The organism is Rhizobium sp. 22-785-1 (assembly GCF_053521965.1).
Genome location: NZ_JBNWDI010000005.1, coordinates 114,079 through 137,094 on the forward strand (window position 1 = coordinate 114,079; position 23,016 = coordinate 137,094).

21 protein-coding genes are annotated in these 23,016 nt (G+C 57.8%); 10 read left to right on the plus strand and 11 right to left on the minus strand.

What is annotated here, in order from left to right; all coding sequences use genetic code 11:
• The 6 genes from ACQZ5M_RS12105 (at position 1) to ACQZ5M_RS12130 (ending at position 5,607) form a co-directional block, all read left to right on the plus strand.
• Positions 1-759 carry a uroporphyrinogen-III synthase gene (locus tag ACQZ5M_RS12105; protein ID WP_449079874.1) on the plus strand — a complete coding sequence of 253 codons (759 nt, stop codon included), beginning with the start codon at positions 1-3 and terminating at the stop codon, positions 757-759.
• Positions 760-891: 132 nt separating this feature from the next.
• Positions 892-2,394: a COG4223 family protein gene (locus ACQZ5M_RS12110; RefSeq protein WP_449079875.1), complete on the plus strand. Its 1,503-nt coding sequence runs from the start codon at positions 892-894 to the stop codon at positions 2,392-2,394.
• Positions 2,395-2,397: 3 nt separating this feature from the next.
• Positions 2,398-4,191 (plus strand): heme biosynthesis HemY N-terminal domain-containing protein, encoded by a 1,794-nt coding sequence (locus tag ACQZ5M_RS12115; RefSeq protein ID WP_449079876.1) that lies wholly within the window; start codon positions 2,398-2,400, stop codon positions 4,189-4,191.
• A gap of 26 nt (positions 4,192-4,217) precedes the next feature.
• Positions 4,218-4,709, plus strand: coding sequence for a tellurite resistance TerB family protein (locus tag ACQZ5M_RS12120; protein ID WP_296020458.1), 492 nt, complete (start codon positions 4,218-4,220; stop codon positions 4,707-4,709).
• Positions 4,710-4,969: 260 nt separating this feature from the next.
• Positions 4,970-5,284 carry a YggT family protein gene (locus ACQZ5M_RS12125; protein ID WP_296020460.1) on the plus strand — a complete coding sequence of 105 codons (315 nt, stop codon included), beginning with the start codon at positions 4,970-4,972 and terminating at the stop codon, positions 5,282-5,284.
• On the plus strand, positions 5,281-5,607 hold the full coding sequence (locus tag ACQZ5M_RS12130; RefSeq protein WP_449079877.1) for a DUF167 domain-containing protein: 327 nt from the start codon (positions 5,281-5,283) through the stop codon (positions 5,605-5,607). Before ACQZ5M_RS12125 ends, ACQZ5M_RS12130 begins: the two co-directional genes overlap by 4 nt.
• Here the strand turns inward: ACQZ5M_RS12130 and ppa are convergent.
• From ppa to ACQZ5M_RS12150, 4 genes are all read right to left on the minus strand, one after another.
• Positions 5,598-6,131, minus strand: coding sequence for an inorganic diphosphatase (ppa, locus tag ACQZ5M_RS12135; RefSeq protein ID WP_296020462.1), 534 nt, complete (start codon positions 6,129-6,131; stop codon positions 5,598-5,600). The genes ACQZ5M_RS12130 and ppa overlap by 10 nt on opposite strands.
• Before the next feature lie 234 nt (positions 6,132-6,365).
• Positions 6,366-6,872: a GNAT family N-acetyltransferase gene (locus ACQZ5M_RS12140; RefSeq protein WP_296074520.1), complete on the minus strand. Its 507-nt coding sequence runs from the start codon at positions 6,870-6,872 to the stop codon at positions 6,366-6,368.
• 210 nt (positions 6,873-7,082) lie between these two features.
• Complete coding sequence (gene typA, locus ACQZ5M_RS12145) at positions 7,083-8,903, minus strand: translational GTPase TypA (RefSeq protein ID WP_296039711.1); 1,821 nt, start codon at positions 8,901-8,903, stop codon at positions 7,083-7,085.
• Positions 8,904-9,071: 168 nt separating this feature from the next.
• Positions 9,072-11,138, minus strand: a complete 2,067-nt coding sequence (locus tag ACQZ5M_RS12150) for a M3 family metallopeptidase (RefSeq protein ID WP_449079878.1) — start codon at positions 11,136-11,138, stop codon at positions 9,072-9,074.
• A gap of 279 nt (positions 11,139-11,417) precedes the next feature.
• On the opposite strand from ACQZ5M_RS12150, the gene ACQZ5M_RS12155 reads away from it, so the two are divergent.
• Positions 11,418-11,885 carry a MarR family winged helix-turn-helix transcriptional regulator gene (locus ACQZ5M_RS12155; protein WP_296039714.1) on the plus strand — a complete coding sequence of 156 codons (468 nt, stop codon included), beginning with the start codon at positions 11,418-11,420 and terminating at the stop codon, positions 11,883-11,885.
• Positions 11,886-11,949: 64 nt separating this feature from the next.
• On the opposite strand, the gene ACQZ5M_RS12160 is transcribed toward ACQZ5M_RS12155, so the two are convergent.
• On the minus strand, positions 11,950-13,173 hold the full coding sequence (locus ACQZ5M_RS12160; protein WP_112359232.1) for an argininosuccinate synthase: 1,224 nt from the start codon (positions 13,171-13,173) through the stop codon (positions 11,950-11,952).
• Between the two features lie 259 nt (positions 13,174-13,432).
• On the opposite strand from ACQZ5M_RS12160, the gene ACQZ5M_RS12165 reads away from it, so the two are divergent.
• Entirely contained in the window at positions 13,433-14,287 is an 855-nt protein-coding gene (locus ACQZ5M_RS12165; protein WP_296020475.1) for an SDR family NAD(P)-dependent oxidoreductase, read from the plus strand.
• Between the two features lie 78 nt (positions 14,288-14,365).
• Positions 14,366-15,013, plus strand: coding sequence for a LysE family translocator (locus tag ACQZ5M_RS12170; protein ID WP_112519415.1), 648 nt, complete (start codon positions 14,366-14,368; stop codon positions 15,011-15,013).
• Positions 15,014-15,240: 227 nt separating this feature from the next.
• Here the strand turns inward: ACQZ5M_RS12170 and ACQZ5M_RS12175 are convergent, their stop codons facing one another.
• The 4 genes from ACQZ5M_RS12175 to ACQZ5M_RS12190 all read right to left on the minus strand — a co-directional run bounded on the left by ACQZ5M_RS12175 (position 15,241) and on the right by ACQZ5M_RS12190 (position 19,157).
• Positions 15,241-16,200, minus strand: coding sequence for a DUF3829 domain-containing protein (locus tag ACQZ5M_RS12175; protein ID WP_449079879.1), 960 nt, complete (start codon positions 16,198-16,200; stop codon positions 15,241-15,243).
• 164 nt (positions 16,201-16,364) lie between these two features.
• Positions 16,365-17,159, minus strand: coding sequence for an ABC transporter ATP-binding protein (locus ACQZ5M_RS12180; RefSeq protein WP_449079880.1), 795 nt, complete (start codon positions 17,157-17,159; stop codon positions 16,365-16,367).
• Complete coding sequence (locus tag ACQZ5M_RS12185) at positions 17,156-18,037, minus strand: ABC transporter permease (RefSeq protein ID WP_062424964.1); 882 nt, start codon at positions 18,035-18,037, stop codon at positions 17,156-17,158. The genes ACQZ5M_RS12180 and ACQZ5M_RS12185 overlap by 4 nt, the downstream gene beginning before the upstream one ends.
• A gap of 166 nt (positions 18,038-18,203) precedes the next feature.
• The gene (locus ACQZ5M_RS12190) at positions 18,204-19,157 is read right to left on the minus strand and encodes an ABC transporter substrate-binding protein (protein WP_296075042.1); all 954 of its coding nucleotides are present in this window, start codon (positions 19,155-19,157) and stop codon (positions 18,204-18,206) included.
• A 473-nt stretch (positions 19,158-19,630) separates the two neighbouring features.
• On the opposite strand from ACQZ5M_RS12190, the gene ACQZ5M_RS12195 reads away from it, so the two are divergent.
• Positions 19,631-20,713, plus strand: a complete 1,083-nt coding sequence (locus tag ACQZ5M_RS12195; RefSeq protein WP_449079881.1) for a M48 family metalloprotease — start codon at positions 19,631-19,633, stop codon at positions 20,711-20,713.
• 128 nt (positions 20,714-20,841) lie between these two features.
• Here ACQZ5M_RS12195 and rlmN read toward each other — a convergent pair whose 3' ends face one another.
• On the minus strand, positions 20,842-22,014 hold the full coding sequence (rlmN, locus tag ACQZ5M_RS12200; RefSeq protein ID WP_296074735.1) for a 23S rRNA (adenine(2503)-C(2))-methyltransferase RlmN: 1,173 nt from the start codon (positions 22,012-22,014) through the stop codon (positions 20,842-20,844).
• A 269-nt stretch (positions 22,015-22,283) separates the two neighbouring features.
• Positions 22,284-22,787 carry an invasion associated locus B family protein gene (locus ACQZ5M_RS12205; RefSeq protein WP_112519410.1) on the minus strand — a complete coding sequence of 168 codons (504 nt, stop codon included), beginning with the start codon at positions 22,785-22,787 and terminating at the stop codon, positions 22,284-22,286.
• Positions 22,788-23,016: the final 229 nt, after the last annotated feature.

Below are 23,016 nucleotides of genomic sequence, written 5' to 3' on the forward strand. Positions count from 1 at the left end.
ATGCGCGTCGTCCTGACCCGTCCGATCCGTTCGGGGCAGAAGACGGCGACGCTTTTGCGCGAGCACGGTCACCAGCCAATCCTCCTGCCCATGACGGAGCCTGTCTACAAGACGGACGTTGCCCGAGAAACACTGGCGCGCAAGCCTGCCGCTTTGGCCGTCACCAGCGCCGAGGCAATCCGCGCCTTGAGCGCATCCGGCGTGGATTTGTCCAACTACCTGGACCGTCCACTCTTTGCCGTGGGAGAGGCCACCGCCAAGGCGGCACGCGACATCGGCTTCAGAACCATCATCAGCGGCGATGGTGATGGCGTGGCGCTGGCGCGGCTGGTGCAAACCACATTTAAGCCGCAGGCAAGCAAGCCCGCGCCCGATGATGGGTCGCCGCATCTGCTTTATCTTGCCGGACGCCCGCGTGAAGGCGGATTCGAAAGCACTCTTGCAGAGAACGCGATACGGGTGAGTGTGGCGGAGATTTACGAGATGCAGCCGGTTCATTGGGAACGACCGACGCTGCAAGCGCGCTTCGAACCGCTTCCGGACGTGGTTCTGCTCTACTCTCGGGAAACCGCCCGGATTTTCTTCGAGCTTTCTGATAGGCTCGATCTGGCACCGCTGATCAGCGCGATACGTTTCATCTGCATCAGCGAGAATGTTCTGGACGTCGTTCCGGCCATACATCGCAGTCGCGCGTTGGCAAGCGCTACACCACGCGAGGACGCAATGTTCCATCTTCTGGACCGAGGTACTGGAACCTAATTCCCTTTCACCTCTTTCCTTTGCCACCATCACTGACTAGGTTTGCAATGTGGCGACCAGCGACCCCGTCTTTCCGAAAGGTGGTACGTCGCCACCGCGACCGAGGAATAGACAAGACGAAATGAGGTTGTCATGGTATCCGGAAAGCCGCCACGCCACTCCAAATCCAAGACCGAACCGGTCACGATCGATCTGGATGCCAAAGACGTGACGGATATCAGTGCGGCCAAGCCATCGAGCGATACGCAAGAGCAGTCAAAGCCTGCTGCCGATGAACCAACATCGGTCACGGAAACAAGCGCATCCGAGCCGGTAAAACCTGCCACCAGCGCCACGGACACCGAGAAGGCCGAGACACCGAAGCCGATCTGGGAGCAGCCGACGAAACCGCCGATCGAACCGGAGCCGAATGTCTCCAAGACGGAAGCGTCGATCAAAAAAGACACAACCGGAAAGCAGGATAGCGCGGAGAACGCAGCCGCAAAGCAGGACGCGCAAAAGCCTGTCACCTCCGCGACCGCAGCAGCCTCTGCGGCCTCCGCTGCGCCATCTTCCGATGCGACCAAAAACACCGCCCCGGGGTCATTTGGCGCCTCCCCAAAAGACGCGCTTAAAAGTGACAGCTTCAAGCCGCAAAGCTCCGCATCGTCGTCATCCGCAACATCGGCTGCGGATAAGCCATCGACAGCCTCGACGACCGCGTCGCGCGATACGAAAACGCAGGGAAGCTCCGGCCTGATTGCTGCGGGTATCGTCGGCGGGCTGATTGCGCTTCTCGCCGCCGGTAGCATGCAATATGCAGGCTATCTGCCGTCCAGCACAGCGGATGGCGGATCGTCGTCGGAACTTGCCGCGCTAAAATCTCAGGTCGCGACCCTGCAGCAGCAGATCGCGGACGCGCCCAAGACGCAGACAGGAGATGCCTCAGCGCTTGAGCAACGCCTTGCCGCGCTGGAAAGCTCCACAGCCTCCGGCGGCGATGCTTCCGCCAAGATCGCCGAGCTCGAAAAGACGATTTCGACCTTGCAATCCGAGCGCTCCGCCGAGAGCCAGACGATCGCGACGCTGACGCAGCGACTGGATGCAGCAGAAGCCAAGATCAACGAGCCGCGTGACGATGTCGAAGTTGCGCGCGCGATAGCCTCGGCAGCGCTGAAGGCGGCGATCGATCGCGGCGGCCCCTTCCTCACCGAACTCGATACGCTGTCGAAGGTCACGCCGGACGACCCCGCGGTCCAGGCTCTGAAGCCCTTCGCCAATACTGGCGTGCCGACCCGCGCCGAACTGGTACGCCGTTTCCCCGATGTGGCCAACGGGATGCTTGCAGCACTGACACCGTCCGATCCAAACCAGGGCATCTTCGACCGCCTCGCAGACAGCGCCATGTCGTTGGTCAAGGTTCGTCCCGTCGGCAATGTTGAAGGCGAAGGCGCGGATGCAAAGATCGCGCGCATGGAAGACAAGCTGCAGAATGGCGATCTGAAGGGTGCCGCTCTCGAATGGGATGCACTGCCGGAGCCGGCCAGAACCTCATCCGCCGACTACAAGAAATCTCTCGATGCCCGCATTCAGGTCGAGGATCTCGTCAACAGCACATTGAACCGCGCTGTCAGCAGCACGGGCCAGCAGGGGTAAGACATGACCAGGATCGTTAGCTTCGTCGTCATCGTCCTTCTCATTGCGGTCGGCTTCGCCTGGCTGGCGGATCGACCGGGCGTGCTCGCCATCACCTGGCAGGGACAGTTGATCGAGATGAGCCTGATGGTGGCCGCCACCATCGTCGCCACGCTGGTTGCCGCAATCATGCTGGTATGGTGGATGATCAGCACGCTGTGGAACTCGCCGCACATGGCAAGGCGCTATTTCCGGGCCCGCAAGCGTGACCGCGGCTATCAGGCCCTCTCCACCGGTCTGATTGCCGCTGGCGCTGGCAACGCCCTCCTCGCCCGCAAGATGACGGCAAGGACGCAAGGCCTTCTCAGTGCAGACCAGGAACCGTTGATCCATTTGCTGGAAGCGCAGGCTGATCTGATCGAAGGCAAGTATGACGCCGCGCGTCGCAAGTTCGAGGCGATGGCGAACGATCCCGAAACACGCGAGCTCGGCCTTCGCGGTCTTTATATCGAAGCTCGCCGCCAAGGCGCGCACGAGGCTGCTCTGCAATATGCCGAGGACGCTGCACGAAACGCGCCCTACCTACCCTGGGCGGCTCAGGCAACGCTGGAAAGCAAATGCCGTAGTGGCGAGTGGGATGACGCAATTCGTCTGCTCGACCAGCAAAAAGCCGCCCACGTCATCGAGCGGGGCGAAGCCGAACGTCTAAAGGCTGTTCTTCTGACGGCCAAGGCTGAAGAAAAGTTCGAAAGCGATCCTAAAGCTGCACGCGACGATGCGAAGGCTGCGTTGAAGCTCTCAAAGGCATTGGTTCCAGCGGCGCTCGTGGCTGCTAAATCCTATTTGCGCGAGGACAATCTACGCAAGGCCGCAGCCGTTCTGGAACCTGTCTGGAGGGCCGAACCGCATCCTCAGATCGCCGAGCTTTACGTCCGTGCCCGCAGCGGCGACACCGCCATAGACAGGCTGAAGCGTGCCGAGCGTCTGGAGAGCCTGAAGCCCAACAATATCGAGTCACTGTTTGCCGTGGCGCAGGCCGCGCTCGCCGCACAGGATTTCGACAAGGCGAGAGCAAAGGCCCAGGCCGCAGCCCGCATCGCACCCCGCGAAAGCATTTTCCTGTTGCTTGCCGATATCGAAGAGGCCGAAAGCGGCGATCAGGGTCGTATACGCCATTGGATGGCGCAGGCGTTGCGCGCGCCACGCGACCCGGCATGGGTAGCGGACGGCATCGTCTCGGAAAAGTGGCACCCCGTCTCGCCCGTCTCCGGTCGTCTCGATGCCTTTGAATGGAAGGCGCCTTTCGGCCAGCTCGAGGGCCCGGTGGAAGATGTGAGCGTCGACACGGCACTTGCATCACTGCCTGACGTGGCGCAGCCTGAAATCCGTGAGCGGATTATCGAAATCCCGGTTCCGGTGAAGACCGAACCCAAGCCGCATATCGAGCCTAAGGCCGATGCTAAAATTGAGCCGAAGTCTGAGATCAAGCCCGTGATCGAGGCATCGAAGCCAAAGGCTCCACCAGCACCAGCACAATCGCCGCAGGCAGTCTCTCCTGCAAAGATGGAGGAGCCGGTTCCTTTCTTCGGCGGTGCGCCGGATGATCCGGGCGTTAAAAAAGCAGAGGGCAGTCCCCTTGTCGAACCCGCAAAGCCCGTGGTCCCGACAAGCCCCGGCGCCAAACCATCCGTGCAGAAAACCACAGCTGCTGAAAAGGACGGTGAAGCCGTGCCTTTCTTCGGCGGTCTTCCGGATGATCCGGGCGTAAAGAAAACCTCTGCCGCCACCGACGGAAAAACTCGCCTCAATCTGTTTTAAGGCGCCATTGATGCTCAAGGAGAGCCATGCTCGAACGTATCCAGTCCTTCTTTCAAAGCCTGACGAACAGCGATACGTCTCGCGATTTTCCGCCCGATGACCTGCGCGTCGCCATCGCTGCTCTCTGCTTTCAAGTGATGGAAGCGGATGGCACGGTGTCCAAGGTGGAGCGCCAACGCCTGCGCGAATTGCTACAGGAGCATTACGACCTCAGTTCAGGCAAGCTGGACGCGCTGATGGATGCAGGCCAGGAGGCCGGCAAGGAGGCCGTGGATTACTACCGCTTCACCACCGATATCCGCCGCCATCTGAACGAGCAGGAGCGCGTCGAACTCATCGGCATCCTTTGGGACATCGTCTACGCAGACGGCGAGCGCAACGAGATGGAAGACAACGTGATCTGGCGTATCGCCGAGCTTCTTGGCGTCTCCGTCCGAGACCGCGTCCTCCAGCGCCAGCAAGTGGAAGGCCACAAGCACCTTGAGGTCCAAGACGCAAGCGAGGCTGACGTCACCTGATCGGTAACAGTACCCGTCTAAAACTCGAAGCCGATTTTGACCGGATGACGGTAGATGCAAGATATGAATCGTCCTTTGTGCGTCCAAAAGGGCGCGTAACGCTTAAGAGCCGGTGGCACCCGCCGGCTTCTTCGTCTCGTGTTAAGGCTGATTTTGAAAACGCTCGCTGGATGGCGCGCAATTGATCTGTTCCCGCACCGCACCACTTGTCGGCTCATCTGGCAATGTCTAAATGTCTTCCAACAACATAGGAGACACGGATGCCAGGGTTTATTGATGCAGTGATTACCGTCATTAGCTTGGCGCTTGACATCTATTGGTGGATTCTGATCGCGAGCGCGATCTTCTCCTGGCTCTATGCGTTCAACGTCATCAATTCTTCCAATCAGTTCGTCAACGCGATCGGCAACTTCCTCTATCAAGCCACCGAGCCTGTCCTGCGCCCGATCCGTAACCGCCTTCCCAATATGGGCGGTATCGATCTGTCGCCGCTCATCGTGCTGCTGGCCATCGTCTTTATCAAGATGATCCTGATGAATCCGATCAGACCTTTCCTGATCTCGCTCTTCATTTGACGCTGAAGCCCTGGAAGATCGTCGGTTCGCAGATTGAACTGAGGGTAAGGCTCACGCCCTCTGGCGGGCGTGACGCGATCGACGGCGTAGAGCGGGACGCCGAAGGGCAGGCTTACCTGAAAGCCCGCGTGACCGCCGTGCCGGAAGATGGCAAAGCGAACAAGGCGCTGATTGCGCTTCTTTCGAAGACGGTGAAGATTCCAAAGTCCTCGATCGAATTCATTTCCGGCGAAACATCGCGCAAAAAAAACCTCCGGCTCGAGGGCGAACCGGAGGACATCATTTTAAAACTTGATAAGGTGCTGGACCGAAATCAGCCCTGAGCCTTGTAACGCTCGACAGCTTCGACGATCAGCTTCTTGGCAACGTCGACATCCTGCCAGCCGCCCATCTTCACCCACTTGCCGGGTTCCAGATCCTTGTAGTGCTCGAAGAAGTGCTCGATCTGCTTCAGCGTGATTTCTGGCAGGTCCGTGTAGTTGACGACCTTGTCGTAACGGCGCGTCAACTTCGGAACCGGAACCGCGAGGATCTTTTCGTCCTTGCCGCCATCGTCTTCCATGATCATCACGCCGATCGGGCGGACATTGATGACGCAGCCTGGAACCAGTGGGCGGGTATTGCAGATCAACACATCGATCGGGTCGCCATCATCCGAGAGCGTGTGCGGCACGAAGCCGTAATTGCCCGGATAGGTCATCGGCGTGTAAAGGAAGCGATCGACGATCAGTGCGCCTGCATCCTTGTCCATCTCGTACTTGATAGGATGGCCGCCGACCGGCACTTCAACGATCACATTGACGTCTTCAGGCGGGTTCTTGCCGACGGAGATTGCATCTATACGCATACTCTTTCCTTATTTCGGTGAGTTGAGATGGTTCTCGATACTGGTAAAGCAGCCTTATTGCAACATCACCCGCCGCAACCTTTACTGTTTTGGCGAACCAAGAATGGGCGCAGATTAAAGGATTGAGACCGTTACAAGAAACCGCAGGCGAGAAGTCTTAACGCGCACGCGTTCCCACCTTCAACGATCGGTATCATCGAGTTACCCATACATAGCCTGCAGCTCGAAGCGTCCTTAGCGCCAGGCAAAACCGATCTTGCGCAACTGCTTGTCGGCAAAGTCTTCCATGCCTTCGGCAATATCCCTTCCGCCATGCGAGCGGAAAAAGCGGCTCGCGACATCGCTGTCTTCGAGGCACCACGCCACCACGCCGTTACAGCCGAGCGACTTCAACAGGCGGCGGCCTTCTTTGAAAAGCACGGTACCGAGCCCGATGCCCTGATATTCCGGACGCAGATAAAGCTCGTAGATCTCGCCATCATAGGGAAGACCACGGGCACGGTTTAGCCCAAGCGTCGTGTAACCGGCCAAGACGCCGGCAACCTCCACTACCAGAAGTGTTGCGGAGCCACGGGCAGCGCGCCGCCACCAGTCCTCGTCGCGGCGGTCCAGCATCTGCCATAGCGGCTTGTGCGGGATAAGACCCGAATAGGCCTGTTCCCAGGACAGCCTGTGCGTCTGTGCAATAGCGCCAGCGTCTTCCGGTTCAGCCCGGCGAACATCTATGGATAACGTCTTCATAACGCGATTCTGGCCCCAGCCATGAAAACTTACCAGCCATAAAGGTTAACGGCGGGAAGCTTACCCACAGCCTATTCATGTGGACGATGGCGCTGAGATTAACGCTTTTTTTACCAATCAGACAAGCGGGCCTGATTCGCCTGCACAAAGAAAAACCCGGCCTGAGGGGTGCTCAGGCCGGGTTTCGCAAAAACTGGTTAATGGCTGTGATCAGCCGGCCATCTTGGCTTTTTCGAAGCGCTTGCGATCGTTTGGATCAAGGTGCAGCTTGCGCAAACGAAGCGACTTCGGCGTGACTTCCATCAACTCGTCGTCCTGGATCCAGGACAGCGCGCGGTCGAGCGTCATGCGGATCGGCGGCGTCAGCTTCACGGCTTCATCCTTGCCGGCGGCGCGAATGTTGGTGAGTTGCTTGCCCTTGAGCACGTTGACTTCGAGATCGTTGTCGCGGGTGTGAATGCCGATGATCATGCCGGCATAGACCTTTTCGCCCGGCTCGATGATCATCGGACCACGGTCTTCCAGGTTGAACATGGCGTAAGCGACAGCTTCGCCCGAACCGTTCGACAAGAGAACGCCGTTAACACGGCCAGCGATCTGGCCCTTGAAGGGCTGATAATCGTGGAACAGGCGGTTCATGATCGCCGTACCGCGCGTGTCGGTCAACAGTTCCGACTGGTAGCCAATCAGGCCACGGGTCGGGGCATAGAACTTCAGACGAACGCGGTTGCCACCGGACGGACGAAGCTCGGCCATTTCAGCCTTGCGCTCGGACATCTTCTGAACGACGACACCGGAATGCTCTTCATCGACGTCGATGACGACTTCTTCGATCGGCTCCAAGAGGGTGCCGTTCTCATCCTTGTGCATGACGACGCGCGGACGCGACACGGCAAGCTCGAAGCCTTCGCGACGCATGGTTTCGATCAGAACGGCCAGCTGCAATTCGCCACGACCGGACACGAAGAACGAGTCCTTGCCTTCGGCTTCTTCGATCTTCAGCGCAACGTTGCCTTCGGCTTCCTTGAGGAGACGGTCGCGGATGACACGGCTCGTGACCTTGTCGCCTTCGGTGCCAGCCAACGGGCTGTCATTGACGATGAAGGACATGGTGACGGTCGGTGGGTCGATCGGCTGAGCGGTCATTGCTTCGGTGACCGACGGATCGCAGAACGTATCGGCGACGGTGCCCTTGGAAAGACCGGCAATCGCAACGATGTCGCCCGCATGGGCTTCTTCGATGGCGGTGCGCTCGATGCCGCGGAAGGCGAGGATCTTCGAAATACGGCCGGTTTCGATCGTCTTGCCATCCTGGCCCAGAACCTTGACGGCCTGGTTCGGCTTGATCGAGCCGGACGCGATACGGCCGGTGATGATACGGCCAAGGAAGTTGTTGGCTTCGAGGATCGTACCGATCATGCGGAACGGACCTTCTTCGACCTTGGGCTCCGGAACGTGCTCGAGAACCAGATCGAGCAGCGGTGCCAGACCCTGATCCTTCGGACCTTCCGGGTTGACGTTCATCCAGCCATCACGACCGGAGCCGTAAAGGATCGGGAAGTCCAGCTGCTCGTCGGTCGCGTCGAGGTTGGCGAAAAGGTCGAAGACTTCGTTGATGACTTCTTCGTGGCGTCCATCAGGACGGTCGATCTTGTTGATCGCGACGATCGGGCGGAGACCAACCTTCAGCGCCTTGGAGACGACGAATTTCGTCTGCGGCATCGGGCCTTCGGAGCTATCGACCAGAACGATGGCGCCGTCCACCATGGACAGGATACGCTCGACCTCACCACCGAAGTCGGCGTGGCCGGGGGTGTCGACGATGTTGATGCGAACACCCTTCCACTCAACCGACGTCGCCTTGGCGAGAATGGTGATGCCGCGTTCTTTTTCCAGATCGTTGCTATCCATAACACGCTCGGCAACGCGCTGGTTGTCGCGGAACGAACCAGACTGCTTCAAAAGCTCGTCAACAAGTGTCGTTTTTCCATGGTCAACGTGCGCGATGATCGCGATGTTGCGAAGGGCCATATGATTATATCTCTGAGGTTGGGGCGCTGATCGTATGGGATGCGCCAATTTAGTTTGGCGGGCTCATAACCTTTTTTTTGCAAATGCGAAAGGGGGGCTTACGACATAAGCCCCTTGCGAAAACGCCGTATCAGAGATGTGTGACAGGTTTTTGCGCCCTGAACGGGGTCAGGCCGCCACCAGTCCGCGCTTCTTTAGCATGGCCTCGGGGCTCGGCATCTTGCCGCGGAAGGCCTTGTAGGTCTCCTCCGGATCGACCGCACCACCGACGGAATAGACATTGTCGAGAAGCCTGCGCGCCGTTTCCGGATCAAAGGGATTGCCGGTTTCCTCGAAAGCTTCGAAGGCGTCGGCATCCAGCACTTCCGACCACATGTAGGAATAGTAGCCAGCCGAATAGCCATCGCCGGAAAACACATGCTGGAAGTGCGGCGTTGCATGACGCATGGTGATCGACTTCGGCATACGGAGCGAGGCCAGAACCTCTGCCTGCACCGCCATCGGATCCTCCACTGTGCCGCGGGTATGGAATGCCATGTCGACCAGCGCGGAAGACGTGAACTCCACCGTGTTGAAGCCGGCATTGAATGTCTGGGCCGCCAGCACCTTGTCGAGCAGCGCCTTCGGCATTGGCTCGCCGGTCTCGTAATGCAGCGCATAGGTTTCGAGGATTTCCGGCACCGTCAGCCAGTGCTCGTAAAGCTGCGAAGGCAGTTCGACGAAATCGCGCGAAACGCCGGTGCCTGATACCGACGGATAGGTGACGTTCGACATCATGCCATGCAGAGCATGGCCAAACTCGTGGAACAGCGTGCGTGCATCATCGAGTGACAGAAGCGCTGGCTTGCCTGCCGATGGCTTGGCGAAGTTGCAGACATTGTAGATAATCGGCAATTCGCCAACCGCGCCATTCTTCAGCGGCAGCTTGTGCTGCGACTGGAAGGAACTCATCCACGCGCCAGACCGCTTGGAGGGCCGGGCGAAATAATCGCCAAGGAACATCGCTTTCAGTTCGCCATTGGCATCGCGGATTTCGAAGGTCCGCACATCCGGATGATAGGCCTGCACGTCTTTCAACTCGACGGCACGAATGCCGAAGAGACGTGTGGCCACATCGAAGCAGGCCTCGATGATTTTCTCCAGTTGCAGATAGGGCTTCAGCTCGGTTTCGGAGAAGTTGAAGCGTTTTGCTCTGAGCTTTTCGGCATAATGGCGCCAGTCCCAGGGCATGATCTCATGGTTCTTGCCCTCCTGCGCAATGATCGCGGCAAGCTCGGCTTCCTCTTCGCCTGCACGCGCAACAGCCTGTTCCCAAACCTCTGTCAAAAGACCGTTCACCGCATCCGGCGTCTTCGCCATCGTATCATCCAGCTTGTAGGCGGCAAAACTGTCATAGCCGAGCAACTTTGCCTTTTCCTCGCGCAGCGCCAGCGTCGTCTTGACGATCTCGCGATTGTCGCTCTCGCCACCATTTTCACCCCGCGCCACCCAGGCCTTGAAGGCCTGCTCGCGCAGATCGCGGCTTTCGGAAAAGGTGAGGAACGGCTCGATGATGGAGCGCGACAGCGTGACTGCGAACTTGCCCTCTTCGCCATGCTCCTTTGCAGCACCTGCCATGGCGTCGCGCAGGAAATCTGGAATACCGGCGAGCTCTTCATCTGAAGACAGCAGTAGCTTCCAGCTCTTCTCATCCGCCAGAACGTTCTGGCCAAACTGGGCGCCAAGACCTGCGAGCTCTTCGTTGATCGTGGCCAAGCGCTCCTGCTGTGGCTTTTCGAGCTTGGCGCCTGAGCGTACGAAGCCCTTCCAGTGGCGCTCCAAGACCCGCAGTTCCTCATTCGTCAGTCCAAGCGTCTCGCGCTTCTCCCAGAGCGTATCGATGCGCTTGAACAGCGCCTCATTCATGCCGATGCGCGAATAGTGGCGCGACATCTTGGGCGCTATCTCCCGCTCCAACGCTTGGATTTGCGGATTGGTGTGGGCACCAGCCTTGTTCCAGAACAGGGCCGAAACGCGAGAGAGTTCATCGCCAGCAATTTCCAGCGCAACAACCGTATTGGCGAATGTCGGCGCTTCGCCATCGCCCGCTATGGTGTCGATCTCCATATTATGGGCTGTCAGTGCCGCGTCGAAAGCACCGGCAAAATCCTCATCCCTGACAGCATCGAAACGCGGCAGCCCGTTTTTCCCGTTCCAGTCGGTCAGAGCGGAGTAGTGCGCGATCGTCGATGTCATGGTTCGTCCTCATGCAAATGTGATTGTTAGCCATATGGGCATGCCCGCTAGCAGCTTTCAATATCTGACGCCAAGAACGGCCAGGGCATCGCCGCGAAAACCGGGTTGGATTTTGGAAAAATCAAGAAGTGGAGATTGAAAGCGCATGAGCGCCTGCATCCAAGAGACGCGCACGCACCATGTGCAGCGACGTGGCGATGACTTTCTCCTTTTGTCGGATTGCATGGAAGACGAGAAATTGTCACAAAGTAGAAGAATTCTAATGAAAAGCACCGATTGATGACATCAAATCCCGAACGAGAACCGCTGGCCTTTCTGCTGAACAGCAGCGCCCGTTTTCTCAACAGCGTTTTCGAGCGACGCATCGCAACGGCTGGCCTTGGGCTGACACCGGGGGAAGCCCGTGCGCTGTTGACGGTTGCTGCCATCGATGGCGCCAAGCAGGCCGATATTGCCGCCCGCATCGGTCTCGAACCGATGACGGTCTGCACCTATCTCGACAAGCTGGAATCGCTTGCACTCGTGGAGCGCCGCCCGAACCCGGACGACCGCCGGTCGAAATGCATCTACCTGACCGAAAGCTCGACAGACATGCTGAAATCGGTGCGCGAAGAGGTGGATGGCCTGATGGCGCAGGCGACAGAAGGGTTGGACAGGGAAGACATCGAACGCTTCCATGCGCTGCTGTCTGTCATGCAGAAGAACCTTCACACCGCCGCCATGGACAAGACTCGCGCGGAAAGCTGACATGAGGGCATGAAAAAGCCCCGCCTTTAAGCGGGGCTTTGATAACGCGAGGTTACGCGCAGACTTACTTGCCGAGATTACGCTTGGCGAGGGTGCGCAGGCGCAGAGCGTTGAGCTTGATGAACCCTGCCGCATCCTTCTGGTCATAAGCGCCCTGGTCGTCTTCGAAGGTAACGAGCTTGTCGGAATAGAGCGACTTGGCAGACTCGCGACCTGTGACCATGACGTTGCCCTTGTAGAGCTTCAGCGTCACTTCGCCTTCCACATGCTCCTGGCTCTTGTCGATCAGGGCCTGCAGCATCTCGCGCTCCGGCGAGAACCAGAAGCCGTAATAGATCAGCTCGGCATAACGTGGCATCAACTCGTCCTTGAGGTGGGCTGCACCACGGTCGAGCGTGATGGATTCGATGGCGCGGTGGGCTGCCAGCAGGATCGTGCCGCCGGGGGTTTCGTAGACGCCGCGGCTCTTCATGCCGACGAAGCGGTTTTCTACGAGATCGAGACGACCGATGCCATTGTCGCGGCCATAATCGTTCAGCGTCTTGAGAATTGTCGCTGGCGACATTTCAACGCCGTTGATCGAGCAGGCATCACCCTTGCGGAAACCGACCTTGATGATGGTTGCCTTGTCGGGAGCCGCTTCCGGAGAAATGGTACGCATATGCACGTATTCCGGAGCTTCCTGTGCAGGGTCTTCCAGAACCTTGCCCTCGGAGGAGGAGTGCAGCAGGTTGGCGTCGACGGAGAACGGTGCCTCACCCTTCTTGTCCTTGGCAACCGGGATCTGGTGCTGTTCGGCGAAGTTCAAGAGATCCGTACGGCTCTTGAACGTCCAGTCGCGCCAAGGGGCGATGATCTTGATATCCGGGTTCAGCGCGTAAGCGGAAAGCTCGAAGCGAACCTGGTCGTTGCCCTTGCCGGTGGCGCCATGGGCAATGGCATCAGCGCCGGTCTTCTTCGCGATTTCGATCAGGTGCTTGGAAATCAGCGGGCGGGCAATCGAGGTGCCGAGCAGATAGACGCCTTCATAGACGGCATTGGCGCGGAACATCGGGAAGACGAAATCGCGAACGAATTCCTCGCGCACATCCTCGATAAAGATTTCCTTGATGCCGAGCATTTCGGCCTTCTTGCGCGCCGGCTCGAGCTCTTCGCCCTGACCGAGATCGGCGGTGAAGGTGACGACTTCCGCCCCGAGTTCGGTCTGGAGCCACTTCAGGATGATCGAGGTATCGAGACCGCCGGAATAGGCGAGAACGACTTTTTTAACATCTTTCGGGAGTGCCATTCGTGAAATCCATTTGCATAACCGGCGATCGCTTCAAGCCTCGCCTTTCCTTGGGATTGCGGCACTTTTAGCGAGTTTATCGGTCGGCGCAAGAGATAATGAAAACGGATCGGACCTGGGAACGCTTTGCTTGCCGGATGACTTGTCACGTGACTGAGACGAGAAAAGCGCTAGATTTCATAAGGCGCGCCAAAAGGCGTCTGGTTGCATGGGATGCCACTGCCGTTTGATAAGGACGGCCCTGGAGAAGGAGAAACCAATGTCGACATTTCACCCCGCATTCCAACAGGATAATGTTGCCGTCATCACCGGAGCCGCCTCCGGCATAGGTCTTGCAGCGGCAAAACAATGTGCCGGTTTCGGCATGAGCGTCGTGCTGGTCGATCTGGACGGTGAGAAATTGCGAGCGGCAGAACGTGACATTGCCGCCACGGTTGAGGATGGCGCGGCGAAGATCGTCGCCATCCCGACGGATGTCTCCAAGCTCGATGAACTCGAGGCACTCGAACGAGCGGTGATCCAGCGCTTTGGCCGCGTCCATCTGCTGATGAACAATGCCGGCATCCAGCCGGGCAGCGCCCTTTTCGGCCCCCAAGTCAACTGGGACAGGGTGATCGGCGTCAACCTTATGGGCGTCATCAACGGCACCCGCGTATTCGGTGGGGGCATGGTCGCCCATGGAGAGCCGGGCCTCATCATCAATACCGGCTCGAAACAGGGCATCACCACGCCACCCGGCGATCCGGCCTATAACGTATCGAAAGCGGGCGTGAAGGCGTTCACCGAAGCGCTTCAACATGAACTGCGCACTTCAAACACCGGCGCGATTTCAGCGCATCTCCTGATTCCCGGCTTCGTCTTCACCGGTCTTACCGCAGGCGAGCGTACGGAAAAGCCGGATGGCGCATGGACGCCGGAGCAGACGGTGGACTTCATGCTCGAGAGCATTGGGCGCGGCGATTTCTACATTCTCTGCCCCGACAATGAAGTGGACAGAAAGACCGATGAGAAGCGCATTCTCTGGGCTGCCAACGACATTGTCCAGAACAGACCACCGCTGTCGCGCTGGCATGGCGATTATGCCGAGCACTTCAAGACGTTTTTGAATAGCTGACGCAATACGAAGAGGAATTGGCAGGCTCACGAAACGGCGTTATGAGTATGCAGCAACCCCGTTTTGGATGGTATCACCGTGGACTTCATTCCGAGCCTGCCAACCCTGATTGCCTTTACCGTCGCCATCCTGGTTCTGGCAGTGACGCCCGGTCCGGACATGACGCTCTGGATCAGCCGCTCCCTGCGCGAGGGACGCAAGGCAGGCTTCATGACGCTCGTGGGCACCAATCTCGGTATCACCGTCCATACGCTGCTGGTCGCCTTTGGCGTGGCAGCCCTCATCGTCGCTTCACCGACAGCCTTCATGGTGCTGAAGACAGGCGGTGCCGCCTATCTCGTCTGGCTGGCCATCCAGGCTATCCGCCACGGTTCCAACTTCGTCATGGAGCGCCCGAAGGAACAGAAGGCGGGCGCATCGATGACATCGGCTCTGGTCAACGGTCTATGGGTCAACCTGCTCAACCCGAAAGTCATCATCTTCTTCATGACCTTCCTGCCGCAATTCGTCACGGCGACAGATCCGCACGTTACCGGAAAGCTGATCTTCCTCGGTCTCTGGTCGATCATCGTCGCGCTGCCCATCGGCATCGGAATCGTGGTGGCTGCAGACTCGCTCTCCGACTGGCTGCAGCGCAATCGCAAGGTTTTGCGCGGTCTGGATTACACCATCGCCGGCGTCTTCTCGCTCTTCGCCGTCAAGATTTTCCTGACGCAGGCGAAGTAAGGCGAGAGCTGTCTAAAGCGTTTCGCGATCTGTCAGATCTGTTCACAAGCTTTGGATCCTAGTTTTATCGCATGTCGGTATCGCAACCGTTGCACATTTTTGCGTAGACCATACTGCCGCCGCAACTTCGTGGGGTCTGGCTTTTCAAGACCGTTTATAAGTCATCGTAGTAAATTGATCTCCGCCTCGAGGGCGAGGATGACGGTGAGCTTACAAGTCAGCGCCCATCAGCACCTGCTGCCGTTAAATGAACTGATCAGCCAGCTATAGTTCATGTTCAACTGACGGCCATCCGTGTAAACGGGATCTTGGATGGTGTTGACGTAGCGAGGATCAATTTCTACGCTGTAATCGCCCTTTTCCGCTCTTTGCACGGCTGTGCGTGCGCCAGCTATGAAGGTGTTGATAGCGCTCATCGTCGCGGGACATCCCTTCGCATCGCTGGACCGAAGTTTCTTGTCCCATGCCACCGACACATCATTCAGGCGGTTAAGGCTGGCTTTCGTATCATCGCGGAGATTGGCGTCACCAGGTGCTGCGAACATGGCAGTCAGTTTGGAGACTGTGTCCTTCGAAAACAAAATGATCCCTGCTCGATCACGCTCCACACTATCCGGCGCAGCCTCGTCATAGGCTTTGCGCGCCAAATCGTAATCGTGCTTCTGCATACTATTGAAGAAGGCCTCCTCTGCCGCCGCTACCTTCTTCAGGGCATCCACAAAGGCTGGATCCTTCTCACGTGCGGTCTTGCCACCATCTGCGAGATACCCTTTGGATTGCGCATAATTCGCAAGGTCAGTGTTGATCGGCTCGAAACCGGCCAGAGCATCGGCATAAGACTTCGCTGCAGGATCGATATCTGCAAACGTCGCCTCCTTGACGAACGCCTCATTCAGGGCAGACTTGACCTTGGTAACGTCTATGGGGCTTGCGACGGAGTAATTCTGAAGCGGTTTGTCGCCAGCCAAGGCACGAGCATATGTCTGAGCGTGGCTTTGCAGAACCTGGTTGAAGCTCACGGCCAGCGAATTGGCTGCCTTGACATAAGCGTTGTATTTGGAAACCGCCGCCTGGTCTGCCGCTGGGGCGACAACACCCTTATTTTCATTATCCTTGTCGTTGCAACCGGTCAGAAGAATTGCAAAAGCGGCGGCGAGTGCGGCGAAAAGACTTTTTCTGAAAAACATCATTTCTCCATGACTGTGACATTCGACCTGAAACGAACATGACAGGACATCCAGTCCCTCGTGAGGGATTGGATGTGGTAGAAATGGTGCAGCGGTCGTGAAGTTCCAGCGTTGTCTTTTTGCCCACTCACTAAGCGTGACAGGAGCGTAGCCCGCCCTGTGCATCACCCGATGAGCAATTCATCATCATCGAGAGTCTGACCACGGATCTTGCGGAACATCTCGATCAGATCTTCCACCTGGAGACCCTTGCGGCTTTCGCCGGAGACATCGAGCACGATTTCACCGGCATGCAGCATGATGGTGCGGTCCCCGTAATCCAGCGCCTGGCGCATGGAGTGCGTCACCATGAGCGTGGTAAGCTTGCGCTCCTCCACCACCTTTCGGGTCAGTTCCATGACGAATTCGGCGATGCCCGGATCGAGCGCTGCGGTATGTTCATCCAGCAGCAGAACATCGGACCCGGCAAGCGTTGCCATGACCAGCGAGACCGCCTGGCGCTGGCCGCCGGAGAGAAGATCCATGCGGTCCTTCAACCGGTTTTCCAGCCCAAGGCCAAGCGAGGCGATGCGGTCCTGGAAGAAGGCACGACGGCCGCCGCCAAGCGCCGGAAGCAGACCGCGCACCTTGCCGCGTGCGGCTGCCAGCGCCAGATTTTCCTCAATGGTCAGCGCACCGCAGCTTCCGGCCAACGGATCCTGAAACACACGCGCCACTTGACCCGCACGGCTGGCGGTCGGCTTGCGTGTGACGTCCACGCCGCTGATCGTCACCTTGCCAGCACTCGGCAGCACGTCGCCCGCCAGAACGCCGAGAAGCGTCGACTTGCCAGCACCGTTCGAGCCGATCACGGTGACGAAGCAGCCGGTTTCGATGGTGAGGTTGATCTTCGCCAGCGCCTGCTTTTGCAGCGGCGTTCCCTTGCCGAAGATGACCTGAATATCGGACAGCGAAATCATGATGCGGCTCCTCCACGGCGCAGGCGCGGCAGGATGAGGGCGACGGCAACCAGAACGGCGGTAACGAAATTAAGGTCGGAGGCCTTGAGGCCCAGCGCATCGCTCGACAGAGCAAGCTGGATGGCCAGACGATAGGCAATAGAGCCGAAGACGCAGCCGATCAACGCGATCAGAATGCCGCGAGAGCCGAACAGCGTTTCGCCGATGATGACGGCGGCAAGCCCGACAACGATGGTGCCGACACCCGATGTCACATCGGCAAAGCCGTTGGTCTGGGCAAACAGCGCCCCGCCCAGCGCAACGAGCGCATTGGAAAGCGCCATGCCGAGATAGATCTGGTTGCCGGTCTTTACCCCTTGAGCGCGGGCCATGCGGGCATTCGCGCCAGTGGCGCGCATGGCAAGCCCGGCATCGCTTTCCAGAAAGCGCCACACGAGGACGACAGCAACGATAACCAGCAGGCCGACAAAGAGCGGCCGCACCAGATAATCGGATATGCCAAGACCATAGAAGGGCTCGATGACCGTTTCCTGATTGAGAAGCGCGACATTCGGCTTGCCCATGACGCGCAGATTGACCGAAAACAGCGCAATCATCGTCAGGATCGAGGCCAGAAGATTGAGGATCTTGAAGCGGACATTCAAAAGTGCTGTGACCATGCCGGCGCCAGCACCGGCAATCATCGCAACGCCTGTTGCAAGCCATGGATTGAGACCGGCAATGATCAGCACCGCCGCCACGGCAGCGCCGAGCGGAAAAGAACCATCAACGGTCAGATCGGGAAAATCGAGCACGCGAAAGGCGAGATAAACACCGATCGCGACAAAGGCGAAGACCAGCCCCAGTTCGACGGCACCCCAGAAGGCGATTTGGCTCACGACAGAAGTCCTTGGTTTTTCGACCGGGCGTTTCGCCGGGCCGATAGAGCAAGAGTGCCGCTGAAGCGCGGCACTCTCGATTGGAAGTGATGTATCTCAGTGATCCGGCCTTGTGTGGACGAAACGACATAAACAATGTCGATCGCGCGAGGCGGACGAGGAGACCTTACTCGATCACCTTCGTAGCGCGCTTCACGACGCTCTCAGGGAAGGTCACGCCAATCTTTTCAGCGGCTTTCTTGTTGAGAACGAGGTCGGTGCCGACAGCTGTAGTTGCCGCAATATCGCCAGGCTTCTCACCCTTCAGGATACGCACAACGACAGCACCCGTCTGCTTGCCCACATCGAAATAGTTGAAGCCGAGCGCTGCGATAGCGCCACGTGCCACGGAATCCGTATCGGCAGCAAAGAGCGGGATCTTCGCCTCAGCCGCAACACCGGCAGCCGCCTCGAAGGCGGAAACGATGGTGTTGTCGGTCGGAACGTAGATCACATCCGCCTTGCCGACCAATGCGCGGGTCGCGCCCTGAACTTCGGAGGACTTGGTGGCGACGGATTCGACAACCGTCAGACCGGCCTTTGCCGCTGCTTCCTTCAACAGAGCGAGCGTCGAGACAGAGTTGGCCTCGGCCGAGTTGTAGATGTAGCCGATCGTCTTGGCAGACGGCACGATTTCCTTGACCAGAGCCAGATGCTCGTTGACGGGAAGCGCGTCCGAAAGACCCGTCACGTTGCGGCCGGGCTTTTCCATCGACTTGATCAGTTGCGCGCCGACCGGATCGGAAACGGCGGTGAAAACAACCGGAATATCGCGCGTTGCAGCAACGACGGCCTGAGCAGACGGCGTGGAGATCGGCACGATGACATTCGGCGCGTCGCCAACAAACTGACGGGCGATCTGCGCGGCGGTACCTGGGTTGCCCTGCGCGGACTGGTAGACGAACTTCAGGTTTTCGCCTTCCTTATAGCCAGCTTCGGCAAGCGCGGCCTTCACACCATCACGTGCGGCATCGAGGGCAGGATGTTCGACGATGGCAGTCACGGCAACGGTCACGTCTTCCGCTTTGGCAGGTAGGACGAGAGCCGTGGCGGCGGCGAGCGCCAGAATAAGTGCGCGCATAGGGTATTCCTCCGATTATTTTGCTTTTCCCGCTCTCTTTAAGAAAGGGTTAAGCCGAAATCAATCGCGCGGGAGAGATCGGAGCGATCAAATATTTGATTGGGTGGAGGGGTAAGGTTCAATCAAAAGCTGCTGAGGTTTATAAGTCCGTCGAAGAATGGAACGAAACTGCCGATCCTCTACTCGCAAATGCGGTCTATACCGCGCAACCCTGATACTCCGAAGCCCAGCGCCCACAACCGCTTGACGTAGAACAAGATTTCCGCCGTCGCTATGGAGGTTTGTTCTTGCAATAAGCACTCAAACCTGCAGCGAACAGGACGCCTTACGCCTTTGTCGGCATGCACTATCCTGGATAGATCACCAAAGTCACAGGAATGAGGGTCTTGAGACGGTGGCTAGGAAATGTCATCGGAATGTTCAGGAAACCATCCTGCGCGATTGGTGGCGTCAGCCTTTGAGTGAGGCCTAATTTGGCAAAGATTATTCTGGCTGCCGGTCGCCGTTTCGGGCGATTTATTTTACTAGCTCTGATCGCGCTGCTGGCGCTCATCATGAGCCTGTTGTTCTTTTTGTTGGATCAGCACTTCATCTGGCTTTTTGTTCTGATCGGCTTTGCCTTGTGGACGGTAGACATCACGATCGCTTTGTTGAAGGGCATATTCTTTACAAATCTATCGAGTGAAAAGGTCAATGGGATCAGTCGAGCCCAAGCCCCTGGACTATGGTCCATGTGGGAAGCTGTCGCCGGAAAGGCCACAGCCAGGAAAACCACTATTACACTGAGTGACGCGTTGAATGTTAGCATCAGGATGCATCGTGCTCTGTTTGGATTTCGCCAGCATTACCAGCTGAATGTCGGCATTCCTTTGCTGGCAGTCACAGATAAAGAAGCGATGTTCGCCATTCTCATGCATGAGAATGGCCACGTGCTGAACGAGGATGTGAATGGAAAGCTCCGTCTGGCAGAACTCGAAGAAAGCCTCAACATCGTCTTCGACTTCGCTTCACCGGAGAAATCAATCACCGGACACCTGCTGTACTCCTTATGGAAAGCACTCTCACCATCATTTGAGCTTGAGAAGATGCGCCTATCTCGAGACGCCGAGATTAAGGCCGATCTTGAAGCGGCGAATGGTGGTCACGGCGAAGAGGCCGCTCGCGCCCTGCTTCTGGTCGATGCGTCCGCCATATTTCTGGAGCAAACATTTTACGAGTCGTTGCGGAAAGAACGCACGGATACGATGCCAACTGTCATTTCGCCCACGAAACGCCTTTTGAACGCGGTGTCTATGCTCAATATGAGTGAGCTGTTAAACATCTATGCGCGCCACGCATGGTCGATGGAGGTCGACGAACTGTCCTCTCATCCCTCCTGTTCTCAACGCCTTTCAGCGCTGGGCTATCCAGAACGGTTTACCATAGAACCAGTGGCAACATCCGCACTTGCCCTCTTGGAAGACGATTTTGCCAAGCAAATGTTTGCTAAGCTGGATGAGTTATGGACGAACCCCGTGCCGAGCAAGCTGCAATCGCCAGCGGAACACAGCGGATAAGGTAAAAGCTGCCGGTGACAGCGGGAGATGATCTGGCTTCAGGCGTGACGTCGGAAAGAGCGTCGCCACAGACCTGTACCGGAGAAGCTCAAGACTGAAGCTGCTCTCGGAGCGACGACACCGTAGAATCAGTCGTCAGCCCCATGATTGGCAATCATCATCGCTTCAAACGCCAGGCGCTCGGTCTTGCGCATGCGTTCCGATTCCGACTTCAGTTGGCCGCAGGCTGCCAGAATATCGCGCCCACGCGGCGTGCGGATCGGTGAGGCGTAGCCGGCCTGGTTGATGAAGTCGGCGAACTTCTCGATCTGCGCCCAGTCCGAGCACTGGTAGTTGGTGCCGGGCCATGGGTTGAAGGGGATGAGGTTGATCTTGGCTGGAACCCCCTTAAGAAGCTGGATCAGCATCTTGGCATCTTCCAGGCTGTCATTGACGTCCTTCAGCATCACATATTCGAAGGTGATACGGCGCGCATTGGAAAGACCCGGATAGTTGCGGCAGGCTTCGATCAGTTCCTTCAGCGGATACTTCTTGTTGATCGGCACCAGCATGTCGCGCAGTTCGTCGCGCACGGCATGCAGGGAGATTGCCAGCATCACGCCGATCTCGTCGCCGGTGCGGAAGATTTCCGGCACGACCCCGGAGGTGGAAAGTGTCACGCGGCGCTTGGACAGCGACAGGCCGTCGCCATCGGTGGCGATCAAAAGTGCGGTCTTCACATGCTCGAAATTATAAAGCGGCTCGCCCATGCCCATCATCACGATGTTGGACACCTTGCGGCCCTCGCTCGGAACATAGGCGCCGACCGGCGTTGAGCCATCCGGGAAATCGCCCAGACGATCACGCGCAAGCAGAAGCTGCGACAGAATTTCCTCGGCCGTCAGATTACGCACCAGACGCTGCGTGCCGGTGTGGCAGAAGGAACAGGTGAGCGAACAGCCGACCTGGCTGGAGATGCACAGCGTGCCACGGCCTTCTTCAGGAATATAGACGGTTTCGATTTCCACCGGACGACCGGCACCACGCGGGGGAAAACGCATCAGCCACTTGCGCGTGCCGTCATTGGAAATCTGCTCTTCGACGATCTCGGGCCGGGCAATGGTAAACTTCGCCTTCAGCGTCTCGCGGAGGTCTTTCGCGACATTGGTCATGTTGTCGAAATCGGAGACGCCGCGCACGTAAAGCCAGTTCCACAACTGGCTGACACGCATCTTGACCTGCTTTTGCGGTACGCCGATCTCCATCAGCGCGTCGGCCATCTCTTCGCGCGTCATGCCGATGAGCGACGGCTTGTCCGACATGAGATCGCTGTTGGCGACCAGAGGCGCTTTGACTGCAAGACCGGGTGTAGCTTCCAAAGTGGACATCGTCCTATCCCATCATCCAATGCACGAGCGAAACCGACCTGTCGAAACGGCGGAACGTCATCTGCATGTCGAGAAATCCAAAACTGCGGCGATCATCATGGTGTCGCCAGCATTCGTGTTGGGGGCGCATCTAGCATCAAACCGGCCAAAACGCAAATGGCCGGTCAAGAGACCGGCCATCAGACTTGATCTTCGACGTTTGCTTACTTGCAGCTTTCGATCTGCTTCAGCGCAGCAGAGATGCCGGAGAGCGAATAGGAATAGGAGGTTGCCGTGCCACGACCCGACGTCGCCTTGACGGTCATGCTCTTGCCCGTCTTCATGGCTGCAACAAGTGCCGGCTCTTCAGCGGCGTTCTCGACCCAAGCCGCCTTGTCCTTTGTGAACATGACGAAGTTCTTGGCATCGATCGTCACATTGACCTTGGAGCCTTCCTTCAAAGGATAGCCCACCATAGCCTGCGGCTCATAGGAGATGTTCTGGCCAGGGCGCTGCGACACGATGAAAAAGATATCGCCATGGTCGACGCTCGCCGGCTCCTTGGCGGTTGGGACGGACAGAACATAGCAAACGGTGCTTTTACCCGATTTGTACGAATAGGCACCCCAAGCGTTGAACTGCTGGATGCGCGTGGGCGACTGTGCAGAGGCAATGCTGACACTGGTCAGCAAAATGGCGGCTGCGGTTGCTACACTTCTTACAAACATTGAATTTCCTGCCGGGTTTATTGTCTTCCAGTTGCCCGAACGGCTAGGCCGGGCCGGTGCTAGGTGAAGGCCGTCATCTTTATTTTGGCTAAGGAACGGTTACCAAACCGTCAACGCCATCGTTAAAAGGTGAGAATTGTATCGCGGTGTTACAGTTCGGATACTTCCCGCGCGCCCTGAGAAGCCTGCCCTACCGAAGCTTACGAAAGCTTGGACAAAGCACATGCGT